The organism is Paractinoplanes pyxinae (assembly GCF_026626335.1).
GTDB classification, from domain to species: Bacteria; Actinomycetota; Actinomycetes; order Mycobacteriales; family Micromonosporaceae; genus Actinoplanes; species Actinoplanes pyxinae.
Window position 1 is genome coordinate 425,205 of sequence record NZ_JAPNTZ010000003.1, and the last position, 16,754, is coordinate 441,958.

The 16,754-nt window shown below is 69.0% G+C and carries 16 protein-coding genes; 11 read left to right on the forward strand and 5 right to left on the reverse strand.

Going from position 1 to position 16,754, the window contains the following annotated elements:
• Window positions 1-435 precede the first annotated feature (435 nt).
• On the reverse strand, window positions 436-2,646 hold the full coding sequence (locus OWR29_RS09935; protein WP_267562299.1) for a beta-galactosidase: 2,211 nt from the start codon (window positions 2,644-2,646) through the stop codon (window positions 436-438).
• A 151-nt stretch (window positions 2,647-2,797) separates the two neighbouring features.
• Here OWR29_RS09935 and OWR29_RS09940 point away from each other — a divergent pair, with 151 nt between their 5' ends.
• The 5 genes from OWR29_RS09940 (at window position 2,798) to OWR29_RS09960 (ending at window position 8,230) form a co-directional block, all read left to right on the forward strand.
• Window positions 2,798-4,108, forward strand: coding sequence for an ABC transporter substrate-binding protein (locus tag OWR29_RS09940; RefSeq protein ID WP_267562300.1), 1,311 nt, complete (start codon window positions 2,798-2,800; stop codon window positions 4,106-4,108).
• Complete coding sequence (locus tag OWR29_RS09945; protein WP_267562301.1) at window positions 4,105-5,001, forward strand: carbohydrate ABC transporter permease; 897 nt, start codon at window positions 4,105-4,107, stop codon at window positions 4,999-5,001. The genes OWR29_RS09940 and OWR29_RS09945 overlap by 4 nt, the downstream gene beginning before the upstream one ends.
• A 3-nt stretch (window positions 5,002-5,004) precedes the next feature.
• Entirely contained in the window at window positions 5,005-5,892 is an 888-nt protein-coding gene (locus OWR29_RS09950) for a carbohydrate ABC transporter permease (RefSeq protein ID WP_267562302.1), read from the forward strand.
• A gap of 85 nt (window positions 5,893-5,977) precedes the next feature.
• Window positions 5,978-7,012 (forward strand): LacI family DNA-binding transcriptional regulator, encoded by a 1,035-nt coding sequence (locus OWR29_RS09955; protein ID WP_267562303.1) that lies wholly within the window; start codon window positions 5,978-5,980, stop codon window positions 7,010-7,012.
• Window positions 7,013-7,120: 108 nt separating this feature from the next.
• Window positions 7,121-8,230, forward strand: coding sequence for a glycoside hydrolase family 53 protein (locus OWR29_RS09960; protein ID WP_267562305.1), 1,110 nt, complete (start codon window positions 7,121-7,123; stop codon window positions 8,228-8,230).
• Here the strand turns inward: OWR29_RS09960 and OWR29_RS09965 are convergent.
• Window positions 8,202-8,801 carry a TetR/AcrR family transcriptional regulator gene (locus OWR29_RS09965; RefSeq protein ID WP_267562306.1) on the reverse strand — a complete coding sequence of 200 codons (600 nt, stop codon included), beginning with the start codon at window positions 8,799-8,801 and terminating at the stop codon, window positions 8,202-8,204. The two genes, OWR29_RS09960 and OWR29_RS09965, sit on opposite strands and share 29 nt — an antisense overlap.
• Window positions 8,802-8,863: 62 nt before the next feature.
• Here OWR29_RS09965 and OWR29_RS09970 point away from each other — a divergent pair, with 62 nt between their 5' ends.
• Complete coding sequence (locus tag OWR29_RS09970) at window positions 8,864-9,754, forward strand: oxidoreductase (RefSeq protein WP_267562307.1); 891 nt, start codon at window positions 8,864-8,866, stop codon at window positions 9,752-9,754.
• A 96-nt stretch (window positions 9,755-9,850) separates the two neighbouring features.
• Here the strand turns inward: OWR29_RS09970 and OWR29_RS09975 are convergent, their stop codons facing one another.
• Window positions 9,851-10,561, reverse strand: coding sequence for an SDR family oxidoreductase (locus tag OWR29_RS09975; protein ID WP_267562308.1), 711 nt, complete (start codon window positions 10,559-10,561; stop codon window positions 9,851-9,853).
• 342 nt (window positions 10,562-10,903) lie between these two features.
• Between OWR29_RS09975 and OWR29_RS09980 the strand changes: the two genes are divergently transcribed.
• The 4 genes from OWR29_RS09980 (at window position 10,904) to OWR29_RS09995 (ending at window position 15,109) form a co-directional block, all read left to right on the forward strand.
• Window positions 10,904-13,159 carry a discoidin domain-containing protein gene (locus tag OWR29_RS09980; protein WP_267562309.1) on the forward strand — a complete coding sequence of 752 codons (2,256 nt, stop codon included), beginning with the start codon at window positions 10,904-10,906 and terminating at the stop codon, window positions 13,157-13,159.
• A 219-nt stretch (window positions 13,160-13,378) separates the two neighbouring features.
• Window positions 13,379-13,972 carry a hypothetical protein gene (locus OWR29_RS09985; RefSeq protein ID WP_267562311.1) on the forward strand — a complete coding sequence of 198 codons (594 nt, stop codon included), beginning with the start codon at window positions 13,379-13,381 and terminating at the stop codon, window positions 13,970-13,972.
• 75 nt (window positions 13,973-14,047) lie between these two features.
• A complete protein-coding gene (locus OWR29_RS09990) occupies window positions 14,048-14,371 on the forward strand; it encodes a hypothetical protein (protein WP_267562312.1) in 324 nt (107 codons plus the stop codon).
• Between the two features lie 3 nt (window positions 14,372-14,374).
• Window positions 14,375-15,109, forward strand: a complete 735-nt coding sequence (locus tag OWR29_RS09995) for a maleylpyruvate isomerase family mycothiol-dependent enzyme (RefSeq protein ID WP_267562313.1) — start codon at window positions 14,375-14,377, stop codon at window positions 15,107-15,109.
• Between the two features lie 32 nt (window positions 15,110-15,141).
• Here OWR29_RS09995 and OWR29_RS10000 read toward each other — a convergent pair whose 3' ends face one another.
• Both OWR29_RS10000 and OWR29_RS10005 read right to left on the reverse strand, forming a co-directional pair.
• Window positions 15,142-15,324, reverse strand: coding sequence for a type II toxin-antitoxin system HicA family toxin (locus tag OWR29_RS10000; RefSeq protein ID WP_267562314.1), 183 nt, complete (start codon window positions 15,322-15,324; stop codon window positions 15,142-15,144).
• Window positions 15,324-15,596: a type II toxin-antitoxin system HicB family antitoxin gene (locus OWR29_RS10005; protein ID WP_267562316.1), complete on the reverse strand. Its 273-nt coding sequence runs from the start codon at window positions 15,594-15,596 to the stop codon at window positions 15,324-15,326. The genes OWR29_RS10000 and OWR29_RS10005 overlap by 1 nt, the downstream gene beginning before the upstream one ends.
• A gap of 79 nt (window positions 15,597-15,675) precedes the next feature.
• Here OWR29_RS10005 and OWR29_RS10010 point away from each other — a divergent pair, with 79 nt between their 5' ends.
• On the forward strand, window positions 15,676-16,560 hold the full coding sequence (locus OWR29_RS10010; protein ID WP_267562317.1) for a fructosamine kinase family protein: 885 nt from the start codon (window positions 15,676-15,678) through the stop codon (window positions 16,558-16,560).
• Window positions 16,561-16,754: the final 194 nt, after the last annotated feature.

The following is a 16,754-nucleotide window of genomic DNA, read 5'->3' on the forward strand; positions in this document are numbered from 1 at the left end:
CTCGCGCGGCGGTGCTTGTAAGGGACGTTGTGGGAGACACCGATCGCGGCGCTGACTCCCCGGAGAGTGATGGCGGCTTCCCGCCCCCGACGAGCAGGTCGGCGGCGGCTGCGACAAAGAGGGTCGGCGGTGTTCATCGGGGCACCGGCTCGTCCCCGGCAGTCATGCCGGCGCCTGGACCTCCCGCGTCCAGACAAGCGCATCCAATGCGGTGACCGCGCCGGAGTCGAGCATCTGGCATAAGTGAGCAGCCGCCACCCGATCTGGTGCCAGTGAGGGCACGTCAAGGTCCACGTCGTTGCGCGGACGCCGTGCGCCCTGTCGACTCGTCGGCGACCTCGCGTATCCGTCTGGGCTGCGTCCCGGCAGGGCGAGGTCGATATGCCGAACGGAGAACGCACGAGCCCAGTCGAGGAATGGCGCCGCTCTGGACGTTCAGTGGTCGGTGACTTCGTGGGCGGTTTGGCGGGCGACCAGCCGTACTGAGGTGAGGTCCAGCAGTTGACCGTCGGCTGCGAGCAGGCGGTTTCGGGCCTCCGCGGGGAGGGACACTGTGGAGCCTGCGGCCAGGGGGAGCAGGTGCAGGGTCAGATCGGCGCCGGGGTGCCAGCCGGCGTCGCGCAGGTTTACCAGCCAGGGGGAGCCGTCCCAGAAGCGGTCGGTGGCGGTTTGGCCGTTCACTCGTAGTTCGGCTACGTCGCCTGCCCAATCGATGTGCAGGTGGACGTCTAGGTCGGTGGTGGTGGGGAGCTCGATGCGGTAGATCGCGGCCAGGTCGTCGAATGCTTCGGGGGAGGGGGCGGACTGGCGGCCGTCGAATTTGCCGTACGCCACGGGGACCGTCGCTGCGGGCGGGCGCACCTGGGTGAAGGTGGCCGGTGCGGTGAAGCCGACGGCGCTGGAGGAGAGGGGCAGCGGGTGGAACTGGCCGGACGAGTAGACCTGCACCGAAGGGGAGCCGGTCGACAGCGCCTCGATTCGGCCGTCCGGGCCCCAGCGCAATTCGTCGTCGGAGAGCAGCAGGCGGCGGCGGGAGTCGACCCAGATCGCGTCGGCCGTTGAGGCGGGCAGGATCAGCAGATCGAGGCCGGGCAGCCGTACGGGCTCGAAACCGGGCGTGACGGTCGACGCCTCGCCGTTCACTGAATAGGCGACGTCGATGCCGGGGGAAGCGACCAGCACGAGCGTCGGGATGTCGCCGGGCAGCACGGTGAGGACCGAGGCGGTGGCCCAGTCGAGAAGTGCGCCGCCCAGGCGCAGGCGCAGCGGCCAGCAGGCGAGTGTTCCGGGTGGGACGTCGACCGGGGGCAGGACGAGCGTCACCGCGTCGAGCTCGATCCGGAATTGCGCCTGCCGATACGTGGGTAACGGGAAATGCGGCTGGTGCCAGGCGATGAACAGGAAGCCGCTGTCGCCGTCGCTGCGCAGCGCGTGGCGGAGCGTCGACGTGTCGTCCACGCCGTCCGGGCGTAGGGCGGGAAGGGTCGACGGCATTTCGGCTAGCCGGTCGCCGAAGGCGGCCAGGAAAGCGTGCTGCCGGCGCAGAAGAGCGTGGCTTTCGCCGAGGAGGCCGGCTTCGCCGATGGGGGCGTGGAAGTCGTAGCCGCGGCGTTGCATGTCGTTCGGGTAACCCGTGGCGTGCGATTCCTGCGCGCCGGGCGGATTGGTTCCACCGGCGTACATGTAATAACCCTGCCAGGCCGAGCCGTTGCCGAGTTTGCAGTGGGCGATCGTGGCCACGTCCAAGCCTCGGGGCCACGGCCGGCGGTGGTAGGCGGTGCCCATTCCGCCGCTCAGTTCGCAGGTGGCCGGGGGAAACAAAGGCGACGGCGTACGTGGCTGGGGCGCACTCAATCGGGCCTCGTGCAGCCGCCGCACATCGGCGCCGATGCCGGGGTCGTCCCAGACGTGCGAGAAGAAATAGTGGTCGCGGAAAGTGGGATCCCACGGGGCGTCCGCGTCGACCCAGAAGCCGTCGCCGTAGCCGCCGTAAAGCGGCAGAACCTCATCGGCCGGCAAGTCGGCGCCGCCCCACGCGGTCGCCGTCCACAATGGTGCCGACAGGCCGGCCGCCCGGGCCAGCCTTTTCAGAGTCAGCAAGTGCCCGGGCTGGTCGTAGAGCTCATTCTCGAGCTGGATGCCCAGCAGCTCGCCAGAGCCGAGCGCACCGGCCAGCTGCCCGAACCATTCCTCGACCAGCGCCAGATAGGCCGGGTCGTCGGTGCGGTGCGCGACCGGCGCCTGCTGAACCCAATCCGGGAACCCGCCGTTCCGGGACTCGCCGTGGCACCACGGCCCGATGCGCAGCACCATTTCGAGCCCGGCCGCGCGCACTTCCTCGATGAACGCGCAGACGTCCAGGTTGCCGTCGAAGCGGGGCTTCCCGCGTTCCGGAACGTGGTGCAGCCAGAAGACGTAGCTGGCCACCACCGTGACCCCGCCGGCGCGCATCTGGCGCAGGCGCTCGGCCCAGCGGTGGCGCGGCACCCGGCTGTAGTGCAGCTCGCCCGAGACCGGGACGACCGGCCGGCCGCCGAGCGTGAGGTGCCGGCTGGTCAGGGCGACTCCCGGCCGTACGTCCTCGTCGTTGCTCATCCGCGGCCGGCGCTCGGGCTCGGACCACGGGCGGTGTTCGACAAACAACAACGATGCCCCCTGTAACCGGTCACAGCTTGCTGAGCTCGCACGATACCGCGCTGTAACGGGCAGGACGCAAGACCTTGACAATCATGAAAGCGCGCAGCACTGTAACCGGTCACAGGTCCATTCGAGTGACGCGCGCCACCAAGGAGCAACGATGAAGAGGACATTCGCCGGGGTGCTCGCCGCGGCGCTGATACTGACGGCCACCGCTTGCAGCAGCGACGACGGCGACGACTCCGCCGGCCAGGCCGACCCGAACGAGAAGGTCGCGCTCACCTACTGGAGCTGGGCCCCGAACATGGACAAGGTCGTCCAGGGCTGGAACGCGGCGCACCCGAACATCCAGGTCACCGTGAACAAGCAGGACGGCGGCGACCCGGCCGTGGCCAAGCTGCTCACCGCGATCAAGGCCGGCAGCGGCGCCCCCGACGTCATGCAGGCCGAGTACCAGAAGATCCCGACGCTGGTCGCCGCGGACGCCGTGGCCGACATCGCCAAGGAGGCCGGCGACCTCAAGGCCAAGTTCCCCGAGTCGGCCTGGAACTCGGTCACCCTGGGCGGCGAGGCCGTCTACGGCGTGCCGCAGGACTCGGGCCCGATGATGTTCTTCTACCGCTCCGACGTCTTCGACAAGGCCGGGGTGGCCGTGCCGAAGACCTGGGACGAGTACGCCGCGGCGGCCCGCAAGATTCACCAGGCGAACCCGAAGCAGTACCTCGGCACGTTCTCGTCCAACGACCCGGGCTGGTTCGCCGGGCTGTCGCAGCAGGCCGGCGCCTCGTGGTGGGGCGTGCAAGGCGAGTCGTGGACGGTGGCCGTGAACGACGCCGCCACCAAGAAGGTCGCCGACTACTGGGGTGGCCTGGTGCAGGAGGGCGTCATCGACAACAAGCCGATGTACACGCCGGAATGGAACGCCGCCCTCAACGACGGCACGCAGGTCGGCTGGCTCGGCGCGGTGTGGGGTCCCGGCGTCCTGGAAGGGAACGCGGCCTCGACCAAGGGCAAGTGGAAGACGGCCCTGCTGCCGAACTGGGACGCCGCGGCGCCCGCCAACGGCAACTGGGGCGGGTCGGCCACCAGCGTCACCTCGCAGAGCAAGCACAAGGCCCAGGCCGCCGAATTCGTGAAGTGGCTCAACACCGACCCGGCCGCGATCAAGGCCCTGGCCGGCACGGCCAACGTCTACCCGGCCGCCAACGACGCCACCAGCGTCGCGCTGACCGAGCCGCCCGCGTTCTTCAGCAACCAGACCGATTTCTACGCTCTCGCGGCCGAGGCCGGCAAGATCACCAAACCCTTCACGTACGGTCCGAACGTCAACGTGGCGTACAGCTCCTACAACGACGCCTTCGGCAAGGCCGCCGAGTCGAAGAAGGCGGCCCAGTTCGGCGCCGCGCTCGACACCATCCAGCAGGCCACGGTGGGTGACCTGAAGAACGCCGGATTCACCGTCGCCTCATGAGGAAGTCGAGCGCGCCGTACCTGTTCCTGACCCCGGCGCTGGTGCTGTTCGCGGCTTTCCTGGCCGCGCCGATCGGCTACGCCGGCTACCTGAGCCTGCGCCGGGTCAAGGTCAGCGGCCTCGGCCTGGGGGCCGGCGCCCGCAGTGAGGTGTGGGCGGGGCTGAGCAACTACGGCCGCTCGCTGACCGACCCGGAGTTCGTGCCGAGTGTGTTGCGCGTGGGGGCGTACGGGCTGATCGTGGTTCCCTGCATGCTCGGGCTGGCGCTGGTGCTGGCCCTGCTGCTCGACGCCGGGCGCACCCGGGTGGGCACCTTCACCCGCACCGCGATCTTCCTGCCGTACGCCGTGCCCGCGGTGATCGCCTCGCTGCTGTGGGGCTTCCTCTATCTGCCGCGGGTCAGCCCGATCGTCGACGTGTTGTCGGGCGTGGGCATCACCGCGCCCGACGCGCTCAGCTCGGGCTGGGTGCTCTACGCGGTGGCCAACATCGCGATCTGGGGCGGCACCGGCTTCAACATGATCGTGCTCTACACGGCGTTGCGGGCCATTCCGACCGACTTGTTCGAGGCGGCCCGGATCGACGGCGCCTCGGACATTCAGATCGCTTTGCGCATCAAGATTCCGGTGATCGGGCCGTCGTTGGTCATGACATTCCTGTTCTCTCTGATCGCCACCCTGCAGGTGTTCGCCGAGCCGATGACGTTGCGGCCGCTCAGCAACACCATTTCGACCACGTGGACACCCCTCATGAAGGTCTATCGAGATGCCTTCGTACGAAATGACATCTACTCCGCGGCGGCGACCTCAGTGATCATCGCGGCCGCGACGTTCGTCATCTCGTACGGCTTCCTCAAAATCGTCGGCTCGCGGGCCTTCAGCCAGGAGAACTGAGCCATGGCCGTAACGACTCTGACCGAGCACCCGCCGGTCGTTCAACCGGCTCCGGCGCCGAAGAGGAACACCAGCCCGACCGCCACCGTGCTGCTTCTGCTGGGCGCTGCCTATTGTCTGCTGCCCGTGCTGTGGGTGCTGATCGCGTCGACCAAGAGCGCGAGCGAGCTGTTCAACACGTTCACCTTCGCGCCCAGCACCCACCTGTTCGACAACATCGCTTTCCTGAACAGCTATCGCGACGGCCTCTACTGGCGCTGGATGGTGAACTCGGCGATTTTCGCGGGCGGGGGAGCGGCCGTTTCGACTCTCGTCAGCGCGATGGCCGGGTTCGCCATGGCCAAGTACGACTTCCGCGGCAAGGGGCTGGCCTTCAATCTGGTGCTGGCCGGGGTGCTGGTGCCGGCCGTCATTCTGGCCGTTCCGCAATACCTGCTGCTGGCCAAGGTCGGGATGACCAACACCTATTGGGCCGTGCTGCTGCCGAGCTTCATCAGCCCGTACGGGATCTATCTGTGCCGGATTTTCGCGGCCGCGACCGTGCCGACCGAAGTGCTCGAGGCGGCCCGGATGGACGGCGCCAGCGATTGGCGCGCCTTCTACCGCGTGGCGTTGCCGATGATGCGCTCGGGGCTGGTGACCGTTTTCCTGTTCCAGTTCGTGGCCATCTGGAACAACTACATGCTGCCGTTCATCATGCTGGGCGACGACAGATTGTTCCCGGTCACCGTCGGCCTCAGCGGCCTGCTCAACCAGGGCGCCACCCAGCCGGCCATGTACACGTCGGTCGTCACCGGGGCGTTGCTGTCGATCGTCCCGCTCGTCGTCCTGTTCCTGACTCTGCAGCGGTATTGGCGGGTCGACCTCGGCGCGGGTGCGGTGAAGGCATGACCGATTGCACCGGAGCGGGCGAAGCGGGCGTAGGGCCAAGAGGGCTTGCCAACTGGGGCCCAGCATGACGGCTATGATCCCCATCGTGCCGACATCGCCCTCACCAGGGCGTAAGCGGCCCACCATCCGCGACGTCGCGCGCGAGGCCGGGGTCTCTTACGCCACCGTCTCCCGCGTCCTCAACGGCCGCGACTGGGTCAGCCCCGAGGCGGTCCGCGCGGTCACCGACGCCATCTCCCGTACGGGCTACACGGCCAACCCGCATGCCCGGTCCCTGGCCACGGGTCGCTCCGGATCGATAGCGTTCCTGCTCACCGAGCCCCAGCACCTGCTGTTCGAGGACCCGAACTTCTCGGTGCTGCTGCGCGGGGTGGCCCAGGCGCTCTCCGACCGTGAGCTCACGCTGATCCTCATGATCGCGTCGACGCCGGTCGAGCGCAGCCGCACGATCGCCTACCTCTCCGGCGGGCACGTCGACGGTGTTCTGCTGGTATCCCCGCACTCCGGCGATCCGCTGCTCGGTCAACTCGTACGGGCCGAAGTGCCGATCGTCGCCTGCGGCCGGGTTCTCGGGTACGAGCAGGTGATCAGCTCGGTCATGGCCGACGACCGTAACGGCGGGCGCTCGGCGGTCGAGCATCTGATCGCGGCCGGCCGCACCCGCATCGCGACGATCACCGGGCCGCAGGACACGGGCGGCGGCGTCGACCGGTTGCAGGGCTACCACGACGCGCTGATCGCGCACGGCTTCACCATCGAGCCCGGCCTGATCGCCCACGGCGACTGGAGCCGGGACGCCGGGGCGGCCGCCATGCGGCAATTGCTCGCCCAGGCGCCCGACCTCGACGCGGTGTTCGCTGCCTCGGACGCCATGGCCGAGGGGGCGCTGCGGGTGCTGCGCGAGGCCGGGCGGGACGTGCCCGGCGACGTCCGGGTGGTCGGCTTCGACGACTCCGGCCTGGCCGCCACCACCGAACCGCCGCTCACCACCGTGCGGCATCCGCTCGACCGCGTCGCCGAGGAAATGGTCCGGCTGCTCACCGATGTGATCGCCGGGCGCACCCCGCTCTCCATCACCGTGCCGACCTCGCTGGTCGTGCGCGAATCCTCCCCGGCCTGACTTTCCAGGCCGGCCGCTCCACCCCGGGTCTTCCCCGCTCGGGCTGACGAAACGGCTCCACACCGGCGTCTCCACCGTCGCCGGCTCACCCCCTCGCGAGGGAGCCATATGAAACTGTCCCTGCGCGCCTGCGCTGCCGTGGTCGCCGCCGTCCTGGCGACCACAGCAGGCCTGGCCGCTCCCGCCCACGCCGCCAACACGCTGAGCATGCGCGGCGCCGACGTCTCGTCGCTGCAGCGCACGCTCGACCTCGGCGGCAAGTACTACAACGCCGCGGGCAACGCGGCCGACCCGTACGACATCCTCAAGTCGGCCGGCGTCAACTACGCCCGCCTGCGCATCTGGAACAACCCGGCCAGCGGCTACAACAACAAGGCCACGGTGCTGCAGCAGGCGCGGGCCATCAAGGCCAAGGGCCTCAAGCTGCTGATCGACTTCCACTACTCCGACACGTGGGCCGACCCGGGCAAGCAGTACCCGCCCGCAGCCTGGGCCTCGCACTCGCTGACCCAGCTGCAGAGTGACGTCTTCAATTACACGTACGACGTCTGCACCGCACTTAAGTCGCAGGGCACCACTCCCGACAGCGTTCAGATCGGCAACGAGATCAACGTCGGGATGCTGTGGCCGCGCGGCCAGGTCGTGAACAACAACTTCGCGCCGCTGGCCTCGCTGCTCAAGCAGGGCTACAACGCGACCAAGTCGTGCCACAGCGCGACCCAGGTGTGGGTGCACGTGGCCGACGCCGACAGCATGGCCAACATGCGCTGGTTCTACGACGGCATCAAGGCGCAGGGCGTGCCTTGGGACGTCACGGCGCTGTCGTACTACTGCATGTGGCACGGCACATTGGCCAACCTCTACAACGTGATCACGGACGCTCGTACGCGCTATGGCAAGCCCGTGGTGATCGCCGAGACGGCGTACCAGTTCACGACGGCCGACGCCGACAACGAACCCAACTCGATCCCCGGCACCGTGCTGTGCGACAACATCCCGGCCACCTGGGCCGGGCAGGCGCAGCAGTTCACCTGGGTGCAGAACACGGCCCGCAACGCCGGGGCGGTCGGCGTCTTCTACTGGGAGCCGACCTGGTACGCCATCAAGGGCAACGGCTGGGACCCGGCGAACATCAACGGCACCGGCGACGGCTGGGACAACATGGCCATTTTCGACTGGAACGGGCGGGTCAACCCGAACGTACGCTGGACGCCTTGACGTTCCCGACGAACTGCTCGACGGCCGTCTCCACGAGGTCGTCGAGCAGTTCGGGCCGGGCCAGCCCGGTGTTGATCAGCGTGGCGATGCCCTGCATGGTGGCGAACATGACCAGCCCGATGCGCTCGGGATCACCCGCGGCCAGCCGGCCCTCGGCCTGACCGCGCACGATCAGCCCGTACAACAGCGTGAAGGCCGGCTCGGCCGCCGCCACCACCTGCTCGGCGCCGGGCCGGTGCTTGCTGCTGAACATCAGCTCGAGCAGGGCCGCGTCGTCGGTCGCGAAGGTGATGTACGCCTTCACGGTCGCGCGCAGCTGCGGCACATAGCCCTCGCCGGCCGCGGCCACCGCCGCCCGCAACTGCTCGTCGAGCCGCGCGAACCCGGTCTCGGCCAGCGCGTAGAGCAGGGACTGCCGGTCGGGGAAGTGCCGGCGGGGCGCGGCGTGGCTGACGCCGATCTCGCGAGCCAGTTCGCGCAGCGAGAGCTGCTCCTCGCCGTTCTCGCGCAGGCTGCGCTCGGCGGCCTCGAGCAGGGCCGTGCGGAGTTGTCCGTGGTGATAGGGCGGCACGACCACAGCCTAGCCGGTTGTTGGCATTGACGACATTGTTGTCAGCGCCTACATTGTTGCTCATGCCTACTTTCTCGTTCGCCACCCTGCCTCCGCAGATCGGGCGCACCGTCGTCATCACGGGGGCCAACAGCGGCATCGGGCGCTCCGCGGCCAAAGCCATGGCCGCCCGCGGCGCCCGGGTCGTGCTGGCTGTGCGTGACATCGCCAAGGGCCGGGCCGCCGCGGCGACCATGACCGGGGAAACCGTGGTTCACCGCCTCGACCTGGGCGACCTGACCTCCGTACGCCAATTCGCCGACACCTTCGACGAGCCGATCGACCTGCTGATCAACAACGCCGGCCTGATGGTGCCGCCGCTGGGCCGCACCGCCGACGGGTTCGAGCTGCAGTTCGGCACCAACCACCTGGGGCACTTCGCGCTGACCAACCTGCTGCTGCCGCGGATACGCGGGCGCGTGGTCACGGTCTCGTCGGGCGGCCACCGGGCGGGAAAGATCGACTTCGACGACCTCAACTGGGAGCGGCGGCGGTACCGCCCGATGGCCGCCTACGGGCAGTCGAAGCTAGCCAACCTGCTGTTCACGGCCGAGCTGCAGCGCCGCCTCACCGCGGCCGGCTCGCCGGTGCTGGCCAACGCCGCCCACCCCGGGCTGGCCAGCACCAACCTGCTGCACCACCAGGGCGTGCCGGGCTGGATGGCCGCGATGCAGCGCCCGCTCGTGCGGTGGCTGGCGCAGAGCGAGGACGACGGCGCCCTGCCCACCCTGTACGCCGCCGTGGCCGATGTTCCGGGCAACAGCTACGCCGGGCCGAGCGGCTTCCTCGAGGGGCGGGGCGCTCCCGAGCTGGTCAGGCGCTCCCGGGCCGCCCGCGACGCCGACGTGGCGCGTCGCCTGTGGACGGTCTCGGAGCAGCTCACTGGGGTGCGCTTCGCCCCGGCCCACGTCTGACCCGGTCAGCCGTCTTTGGTCCGCGGCCTTCTTTAGCCCGCGGCCTTCTTTCGCCCGCGGCCCTCTTCGGCCCCCGGCCGGCTCTGGGGTGCTGGGTCAGCCGAACAGGGCGGCCGGGATGTCGGCGTAGAAGAGGGCGGGGTCGCCGGCGAGGGAGGCCTTGACGTTGGCGGTGGGGGCGTCCGCGATCACCTCGAGCTTGCCCGCTTCCAGCCCGTCCAGAGCCTGGGCGACCACCGCGTGCGGTGCGAGCTTGGGGATGTCGTAGGCGGCCATCATGTCGGTGTCCGCGATGGCCAGGGCCAGGGCGGTGACCTGGGTCTGCTGGTCGGCCAGCTCGAGCCGAACGCCGTTGGTGAGCGACCATTCCGCGGCCTTGGAGGCGGCGTAGCCGTTGCTCGCGGGGGCGAAGGCGTACCAGCTCAGCGCCGAGATGACGTTGAGGATGGCGCCGCCGGCCAGCCGGGGCGCGAAGGCGCGGGTGACGGCGAGGGTGCCCCAGAAGTTGGTCTCGAACTCGCGGCGGATGTTGTCGGTGGAGGGGCCGAGTAGCGGGGCCTCGGTCGAGATGCCGGCGTTGTTGATCAGGATGTCGAGGTCGCCGACCTCGGCCGCCGCGGCGTCGATCGAGGCCTGGTCGGTGAGGTCCAGCCGCAGGGGGACGACGCCCGGGATGTCGATGAGCTCGGGGCGGCGGGCGGTGGCGTAGACGGTGGTGGCGCCGCGAGCCAGAAGGGCCTCGGCGAAGGCCTTGCCGAGACCGCGGTTGGCGCCGGTCACGAGAACTTTCCTGCCGTTGATCTGCATGCCGCCACGGTAGAACCTCACGTTGACGTCAGAGGCAAGTGTTGCGAGGTGTATCACGGTGATCCGCCTGATACGGACCAACCACCCTTATCGCGTGCGATAACGGTTTTCTCGTCGAATGCTTTTCACAATTTGTGGCCGATCGACCCTCGCCATTGACGTGAATCTGAGTCGAAGGGGCAGGTCAGAGGGTCCTTTGTTGCCGGGATATTGACGCGTCGCAACGTGGAAGTAACAATCCAGAAAGCGCTCTCCCGAAAGCGCGGCACGGTCATCTCCCCCTTTCGCCGTTCGTCCGTCCCCAACGGACGCGCGGCACCCTCGCCCCGAGAAGGCAGGCTCATGACATCCCCGACACTGACCTCCCCTCCTCCGCAGAAACCGAGACGCCGCGGGCTGGTCGCGCTCAGCGCCGTCCTCGCCGCGGGCCTCGGCGTCACTTTCGTCGCGGTCGCCACGAACGCCAGCGCCGCCGAAGTGCCGCTCTCGCAGGGCCGGCCGGCCACCGCCTCGTCCGTCGAGAGCGCCGCCTTCCCGGCCTCGGCCGCGGTCGACGGTAACGCCGGCACCCGCTGGTCCAGCACGTTCGCCGACCCGCAGTGGCTGCAGGTCGACCTGGGCAGCACCCAGACGATCAGCCGCGTCGTGCTGAACTGGGAGGCCGCGTACGCCTCGGCCTTCACCATCCAGACGTCGGCCAACGGCACCGCCTGGACGAACATCAGCCCGGTCACGACCGGCCGGGCCGGCGAGCAGACCCTCACCGTCTCCGGCAGCGGCCGGTACGTGCGGATGAACGGCACGACCCGGGCCACCCCGTACGGCTACTCGCTCTGGGAGTTCCAGGTCTTCGGCAACAGCGTCACCCCGACGACGCCCACGCCCACCCCGACCGGGCCGGCCCTGCCGACCTCGGACCGGCCCGACTTCGGGCCCAACGTGCGGATCTTCGATCCCGGCACGGCCGCGTCGACCATCCAGTCGGCGGTCGACCAGGCGTTCAACGCGCAGCTGCGCAGCCCGACCGCGCAGTTCGGCACCCAGCGCCACGTGTTCCTGTTCAAGCCGGGTACGTACGGCCGGGTCTGGGCCAACGTCGGTTTCTACACCACGGTGGCCGGTCTCGGCATCAACCCCGACGACGTGACGATCAACGGCGCGGTCAACGTGGATTCCGGCTGGAACTACGGCGACGAGAAGAACGCGACCCAGAACTTCTGGCGCAGCATGGAGAACCTGTCCATCGTGCCCGAGGGTGGCACCAACCGGTGGGCCGTCTCGCAGGCCGCCCCCATGCGCCGCGTGCACATCAAGGGCAACCTGACCCTGGCCCCGTCCAACCAGGACAACGGGCAGGGCTACTCCAGCGGCGGCTACCTGGCCGACTCCGTGGTCGACGGCGTCGTCTCCTCCGGCTCGCAGCAGCAGTGGTACACCCGCGACAGCCGGGTCGCGCGCTGGGACGGCGGCGTCTGGAACATGGTCTTCTCCGGCGTCCAGGGCGCCCCGGGCAACGCCTTCCCGAACCCGCCGCACACCACGCTGGCCACCACCCCGGTCACCCGGGAAAAGCCGTTCCTCTACATCGACAGCTCGGCCAACTACCGCGTCTTCGTGCCCGCCCTGCGGCGCAACTCGGCCGGCGCCAGCTGGCCCAACACCGCCGGCGCCTCGATCCCGATGCGCGAGTTCTACGTCGCCAAGCCCGGTGACAGCGCGGCCCGGATCAACCAGGCGCTGGCCCAGGGCCTCAACCTGTTCTTCACCCCGGGCACCTACTCGCTCAACGACACCATCCGGGTCACCCGGGCCAACACGGTGGTCACCGGCATCGGCTACCCGACCCTGATCCCGACCGGCGGGGTCGAAGCCCTGAACGTCGCCGACGTCGACGGGGTCAAGATCAGCGGCATCACCTTCGACGCCGGGACGACCAACAGCCCGACGCTCATGACCGTCGGCCGGGCCGGCGTCCACACCGACCACGCGGCCAACCCGACCAGCATCCAGGACGTGTTCTTCCGCATCGGCAGCAGCGTGCAGGGCAAGGCCACCACCACTCTGGCCGTGCACAGCGACGACACGATCATCGACCACATCTGGGCCTGGCGGGCCGACCACGGCGGCGCGCCCACCGGCTGGACGGTCAACACCGGCGACACCGGCCTGATCGTGAACGGGGACGACGTACTGGCAACCGGTCTGTTCGTCGAGCACTATCAGAAGTACGAAGTGATCTGGAACGGCAACCGCGGCAAGACGATCTTCTTCCAGAACGAGAAGCCGTACGACGTGCCGAACCAGGCGGCCTGGATCGGACCCCGCGGCAACGGCTACGCCGCCTACAAGGTCGCCGACAACGTGACCGACCACCAGCTCTGGGGCGGCGGCTCGTACGCGTACTTCAACGTCAACCCGAGCGTCCGCGTGGACCGCGCCTTTGAGGTGCCCAACCGCGCCGGCGTCCAGCTACGCAGCGTCCTCACCGTCTCCCTGGGCGACGTCGGCACCATCGCCAACGTCGTCAACGACACCGGCGGCTCGGTCCCCAACCCGGCCGGCAACACCACCCCGCGCAACGTCGTCGCCTACCCCTGATCCGATCTGAAGCAAGCGGCCACCGGTGCAACCCGCACCGGTGGCCGCTTCGCTTTTCGCGCGACAACCCGTCACTTGACTAGTAGTCGTGTCACAAGGCATCCTGTCCTCCGCCGGAAGGGGAGGAACAGTGACCGATGGTTCGGCGCCGACCCGCGACTTCAACGGGCTGTACAAGGCTTTGCTGGAGGCCCACCCGCGGGAGGCTCTGCACTTGCTGTGCGGCGCTCGGCTGGACGGTGGGACGGTGGTTCTCGACGGCCCGACCGAGCAGCCGCGGCAACGCAGTCGTCAGCGCGACAAGGTGTTCGGGGTCCGCCACGGCAAAGGCCGACCGACATCTTCCACGTCGAAGTTCAGGACAAGGCCCAGCTCGACTACCGGTCGGTCAACGTCCCCGACGACCTGGACCCCGGCGCGCTGCTGGCCGGCCCGCTGGCCCCGCTGGCGTTGTGGTCCTACGAACCACCGCCGGACGTGGCGGAACGGGTGGTCGATCGCATCGCCGTGACCGGCCCGCTCGAGGAGCAATTGGTGCAGATCGAGCTGGGTATGCTCGTGGGAGGCCCACTGGCGGAGCAGTTTCTCGAAGCATTGCGAGGGAGAGGCATGAACGACGTCCTCGAGCAATCAGAGTCAGGCCGCGAGATCTTCGGGAAGGGCCAAGTCGACGGCATGCGGAGGCTCTTGCGAGCGAAGTACGGCGACCTCCACGACCTGGACGACCTTGCTCAGCGGCTGACCGCGAGCGACTACGACAAGAACATCGCTCGTATCGTCGCTGACGTAACGGTGGAAGAGCTGCGTTCCTAGATTGGCGGTGGATGCTTTCCGCGCTGATCGTGGGTGCCTCGACGACTTCAACTGCGATGCCGGTGAAGGGTGGGCATGACCAACATCCTCGAGCAATCAGAGGCGGGCCGCGAGATCGCTCGCCGGGGCTGGCGGAAGGGATTTGCTCAGATCTACGCGAAGGGTGTTTCGCATAGCTTGGAGCTGCGGCTCTCGGAGGGCCTCGAGCAGGTCCTCGAGCAGGTCCTCGAGGACGGCTGGAGGCAAGGTCACGTCGACGCCATGTGGACGCTTCTGCGGGCGAAGTACGGCAACGTCGACGACTTGGACGATCTCGCTCAGCAGCTGACCGACAGCGACCATGACGGGAACATCGTCCGCATCGTCGGCGGTGCGACCTTGGCGGAGTTGCGTTCCTAGATAATGCGTCTGCGCGACCGGCATGTGTGGCGGGCCGGTGTGAAGGTGCGGGATGCTCGCGGCATGGGTCTTGACCATCTGGCGCTCCTGCATGAGGAACTGGCTGCCTTTCAGGAGTGCTTGAGCGGCGACCTTTCCGCGCCCGTTGAGCACTGTGGGGACTGGACGCTGCGGGATCTGGGCGTGCACCTGGGGCAGGAGAATCTGTGGGCGGCCGCGGCGGTTCGGGAGCGGCGCGGAGATTACATGGCGGAGCCGCCGCCGGTGGACGTCGTGTCGTGGTTCGGCGAGACGGCCCGCACGCTCACGGATGCGCTGGCTGTGGACCCATCAACCGAGGCGTGGACGTTCTTTCCGCCGCGGACCGTTGCCTTCTGGCGACGCCGGCGCTGCCTCGAGACGCTCGTGCATCGCTGGGACGCCGAGCAGGCCGTCGGCCGGGCGGGCGCGCTCGATCCCGAGCTGAGTGGTGACGGCATCGCCGAGGTCGTCGACGGATTCGTGCCGAGGCAGATCCGGCTCGGCCGGATGGCTCCGCTGCGGGCCGCCGTCCGGCTGACCGCCACCGACCTGCGCGCGTGCTGGATCCTCGGGCCCGGCGACCCGGTCGCCGAGCTGTCCGGGCCCGCCGCGGACCTGCTGCTGATGCTGTGGGGCCGCCGGCCTGTCCCGTGGAGCAGCCTCTCCGGTGACGAAGCCGAAGCGCGCGACGTGCTGCACGGCCCCCTCGTGCCTTGAGGCGCGAAGCCGGGAGGCTGCGCCTGCCGGCGTCAGAGGTCGAGTTGATCGATGGTCAGGCCGACGTCGCGGTTGCCGTGCACCGGGACGGTGGTCCCCCGCCCGTCCGGGTGGCGCATGACGTGATGACTGCCGCGCAGCCGTGCGACCTTGAAACCGTGCCGTTCCAGAGCCTGAACGATCCGTGCACCCGGCACGCAGGGGAGCGGCGGCATCAGGCAGCCACGGTGACCGAAAGCTCCCGGGGGACGCCGAACTCCTCGATCAGACCGATGAGCGCCTCACGGAGATCTTCGAGCGCGGCTTCCTCGGTGTCGCCCTCGCCGTGTGCGCCGACGCCCGGGCGCAGCTGGGCGTGAGCACACCAAACGCCGTCCTCGTCGCGCTCGACCACGATCGGCACGGTGACGGTGTGAAGCTCGGCCATGAAGGCACCATAGCGCGGCTGGAAGAATCGCTGCGCCTGCGTCGAATCCTCGCGATGCATCACACGACTATAGTCGTGTGACTATCACCTGGGCAATGGCTTCAACGGCGGCGGATATGCCGCGAGCAAAGGAGCTCGGATGGCGGGCACGGCGGAGTTTCTTCTGGGGTGTCTGCGGCGGGCCGGCATTCGGGATGTTGTCTCGGTTGAGGCGGTGGCCGGTGGGCTGGCTGCGGTCGCCGGGGTTGCCGCACTCGGGGATGGGACGGCGGTATTCGTCAAGGCCTTCGAGGAACCGGCGGACGGGGACGTGTTCGGGGCGGAGGCGGAGGGGCTGACGGCTCTGCGGGAGCTTGGCGGGGTGGCTACGCCCGAGGTGATTCGGGTTGGGCGGGACCTGCTGGTGTTGTCGGTGCTGCGGCCGCGGCCACGGGGTGAGGGGTTCTGGGAACAGCTCGCGCATGCGTTGGCTCGGCTGCATCTGGGGACGGCTCATCCGCGGTTCGGGTGGTGGCGGGACAACTGGCTGGGGCGTCGGCGGCAGGTCAACTCCTGGAGTGAGGACGGGTTTTCGTTCTTTGCCGAGCATCGGTTGTTGCGGTGGGTGGGGGAACCTCGCGTCGAGGCGGCTCTGGATTCCGGTGACCGGGCGGCGCTGGAGCGGCTGTGCGACCTCTTGCCTGAGTTATTGCCGGGGCGGCCGGCCTGTCTGACCCACGGCGACTTCTGGACGCAGAACCTGATGGCCACCGCGGACGGGCGGCCGGCGTTGATCGACCCGGCCGTGTCGTACATGTGGGCCGAGGTTGATCTGGCTCATGTGTGGACGACCTCGCCGCCGGCTGAGGCTGGGGGGTTCTTCGGGCTCTACGCCGAGCTGACCGGGCTCGACGCGGGCTGGGTGGAGCGGATGCCGATCATCCAGTTGCGGCAGCACCTCGCCGTGCTGGCTCAGTTCGATGACGACTGGGGCGCGGCCGGATCGATCCGCTCGACGCTGGCCCCGTTCCGGAGGGTGGGGTGACGCGCCTTGCTCTTCGGTGCGGGCGGGCCATACCCTCGTCACCTGTCGGCCGGTCGGTGACGCGGAGCACATTGATGTGTGACAATCCGTCGCGTCGGTGAGTGGGCTGATCCGGGGGGCTTGGGTGAGTGAGGTCGGGGGCGTCGCCACCGCGACCGCGGGCGAGGAGCGGACCGAGGTTGGGAGCGCTCCCG